This is a genomic window from Daejeonella sp. H1SJ63 (genome assembly GCF_029360775.1).
GTDB lineage: Bacteria > Bacteroidota > Bacteroidia > Sphingobacteriales > Sphingobacteriaceae > Daejeonella.
The window spans coordinates 1-3,164 of record NZ_JARKMZ010000003.1 but is presented as its reverse complement, the minus strand read 5'-3'; the positions used below and the strand labels follow the sequence as shown (position 1 = coordinate 3,164).

Here is a 3,164-nt window from a genome sequence, read left to right as displayed (position 1 = left end):
TCTCTTTAACTTTCGTATAGATTTAATAATTCTTAAGAAGGTTAAACCCGATTTTACCGAAAGTTGAAACAAAACAATTCTTAATTGAACGAATAAAATAATACTGCTTTGGCAGTAACAATAATCAGTTTAAAATAACTCAATAATCTTAAACCCTTGAATCTGATGTATCATGAAAAACTATACTCTTACATTCTTGATCCTTCTTCAGGCTTTATGTTCTTTTGCCCAGCGGGATTCTTCAAAGATTCTAAAGAAGAAAAGCCTGTTGTAACGTTTTTAGTTTTTGTTTCGTACTAATTAAAAGGTTATCTCTTATAATATATCTACCTATATGCTAAAGGGGAATCATTTTCTGCTAATCATCTGCTTGTTCGGGCTTTTATTGGGCTCATGTAAGAAAAATATGAATAGTGAAAAACAACGGCCTTTCCCGCCGGGATAATTGACTTTAGCCTTGTTGACTATGGACCTGTTTGGAGCCCATATGGAAATAAATTGTTTATTCTGATTGAGGAGCTATACGGCAGGCTATAGATCATGGCTGCAGAGGGAGGCGGGAAACACCAGCCAACTTTTCAGGTAGAATTTAAACTTTATGAAATGAGGAAATATTTACCATACATTATTACTTTGCTGATCTTTTGTGCGACCATTAGTTCGTGTAAAAAAAGCAAGCCACAAAATGAAGACGCTTGTCCCGGCTTTGATCTTGTCCCCTCCTCTCCTTATGAAGATCCTGTATGGCATCCTTCAGGAAATATTATCGGCTTTAACCATACACCCCTAAAAGAGATCAAATATACGTATGGATATGATTGCCCCCGCCAGGCTGCTTACATTTACAATCCGGATTCTACCGGCTTCTGGCTTGTGAATGCTGATGGTACCAATAAACGCAGAATACTTCCTTACAAACTGCAAAACCCTGCCTGGAGCCCGGATGGCAAATGGATAGCATTTGTACAAGGGACGCAGATCTATAAAATGCCTTTTGACGGGGAGAAGTTTGATGAAACAGCTAAAGTACAGCTAACCTTCAGCGGAAGGAATTTCTTTCCTGCCTGGAGTCCGGATGGAGAGTGGATTGCATATGACTCTAATGCAGATAGTCCCACTGGGCTAAATTTTATCTGGAAAATGGATAAAAATGGGTTTTCAAAGAAAAGGATAGCGTTTACTCCTGATCAAGGTGAAACCAGAATGCCATCTTGGAGTAACAATTACTCAATAGTACATCAAAGATATATTAATATAACATATCCAGAAGTTTTTAAAATGGACTCAGCTGGAAATAATGTCCTAAGATTAACCACTAATACAAATTTTGAAAGGTGTCCAAAGTATTCTGCGAATGGGGCACAAATAGCTTTTACCTCACAAAGTAGTTCTAATGGCGATGGAGTGCAAGTATGGACTATCAGCAGTGATGGTACTAATATGAAGCAATTAACAACGGATGGTACAACCGGCTTTTCCTGGTCGCCGGATGGTAGAATAGTATATGTCAGGTTTGATTATACAAGGCTTGACGAAAGCAGGGGGGTATTGTGGACCATGAATTCAGATGGCAGCAACAAGAAGCAGTTAACTTATAATCAGTTTAAAATAACTCAATAATCTTAAACCTTATGTATCATGAAAAACTATACTCTTACATTCTTGATCCTTCTTCAGGCTTTATGTTCTTTTGCCCAGCGGGACCCTTCAAAAGAAATACTGGTATTTTTTAAGGAAGGCGTTGAACAAATAGTCTTACAATCACACGTTATGATGATAAAGTGATTTCCGGTACCTTTTTATTTAAACTTAGATCCTCAGATGGTGCAACAGTTTCTATTACTTCAGGCAGGTTGGATATACCGGTTAAATAAAGAGATAAAAATACTCATGACAAACACTTTATACATGGCATTAATCTAACTACAATGATGAATTTTAACTGTAACTTAGTTGTTATAATAACTTAATAATCAAAATGAAAAACCTTGTTATTTTTTTATCGATAGCTTCTATAGTGTGCTTATTAGGATTTTCCTGCGAAAAAGAAGGAGTAGCGGATTCTCTGCCGCCTGCCACAACTACCGGCGCATCCACCATGGGCTTTTTAGTTGACGGAAAAGTATGGGTTGCCAAAAGTGATGATTTTAAACTTCCTAAAACCGGAGCTAAATATTGGACTTCTTTTGGACTGGAAATATATGGTGTCAATTCAAAGTCTCGTTTAGAATTGACACTTAAATATCCTAAAAATGGCAAGTACCAATTTACAACTGAAGATGCTATCAGATATATTCTATATGATAATTCCGCCCCATTTTTATTAGATATAACAGATCCTTCAAATAGTCTTACAATCACACGTTATGATGATAAAGTGATTTCCGGTACCTTTTCATTTAAACTTAGATCCTCAGATGGTGCAACAGTTTCTATTACTTCAGGCAGGTTTGATATACCCGTTAAATAACGTATTTAATAATTCTATTATCCTCGTTGGTTCATAATTTAAACTAATAATTATATAATATTTGAACTTTAATTTTATAAATATGAAGAGATCTTACCTGATATCCTTTATTCTTACAATCCTGTTTAATGCTCATGCTTATTCGCAACAGGCCGATAGTTTAAAGCAAGCTCATATTAAGTACATAAGCAAGAGTCTGGCTGTTCCTGAAGGTATAGCTCAACAGGTAGCTTTCATACTTGATCAGTACAAGGAAAAAGCTAAAGCATCCATCAATGATAAAAGCCTGACAGGCGATTCCCTTAGAGTAAAACTGGATCAGTTAATAGACGATAAAAATAGCAAACTGAAGAAGATATTAACAGAGCAGCAACTGCAAAAAATAGTTCCCACCACAGAAAGGCGTAAAAATGAGCCTTCCTCCGGCACATAGTTAAAAACACAGTTTAAACTTTAATTAGAAAACGGATTGTATCAACTGTATAGAAAAACTATATGCAGTCTGGTCGCTTCACGCCGTTAAAAACCACTATACTTTCTAAATTATTCTGCTTTAACAAGCTAAACCTAAATATATGGAACAAATTTACTTTACAAGGTTGATTACAACAATTGCTGTTTTTGTATTTACTATATTCAGGGTATTTGCCCAGCCGGCCGGAGCCAATATGAGCAATGCCATAAATATAGGCAC

The 3,164-nt window shown here is 36.1% G+C and carries 3 protein-coding genes; all 3 read left to right on the top strand.

Going from position 1 to position 3,164, the window contains the following annotated elements; translation table 11 throughout:
- Nucleotides 1–540 precede the first annotated feature (540 nt).
- The 3 genes from P2W72_RS01795 (at nucleotide 541) to P2W72_RS01785 (ending at nucleotide 2,903) form a co-directional block, all read left to right on the top strand.
- Entirely contained in the window at nucleotides 541–1,620 is a 1,080-nt protein-coding gene (locus P2W72_RS01795) for a hypothetical protein (RefSeq protein WP_276359157.1), read from the top strand.
- Between the two features lie 358 nt (nucleotides 1,621–1,978).
- The gene (locus tag P2W72_RS01790; RefSeq protein ID WP_276359156.1) at nucleotides 1,979–2,470 is read left to right on the top strand and encodes a DUF6252 family protein; all 492 of its coding nucleotides are present in this window, start codon (nucleotides 1,979–1,981) and stop codon (nucleotides 2,468–2,470) included.
- 82 nt (nucleotides 2,471–2,552) lie between these two features.
- Nucleotides 2,553–2,903, top strand: a complete 351-nt coding sequence (locus P2W72_RS01785) for a hypothetical protein (RefSeq protein ID WP_276359155.1) — start codon at nucleotides 2,553–2,555, stop codon at nucleotides 2,901–2,903.
- Nucleotides 2,904–3,164 lie beyond the last annotated feature (261 nt).

Coding starts and splice junctions, on each gene's coding strand:
- P2W72_RS01795 (WP_276359157.1), top strand. CDS start 541: ATGGCTGCAGAGGGAGGCGGGAAACACCAGCCAACTTTTCAGGTAGAA.
- P2W72_RS01790 (WP_276359156.1), top strand. CDS start 1,979: ATGAAAAACCTTGTTATTTTTTTATCGATAGCTTCTATAGTGTGCTTA.
- P2W72_RS01785 (WP_276359155.1), top strand. CDS start 2,553: ATGAAGAGATCTTACCTGATATCCTTTATTCTTACAATCCTGTTTAAT.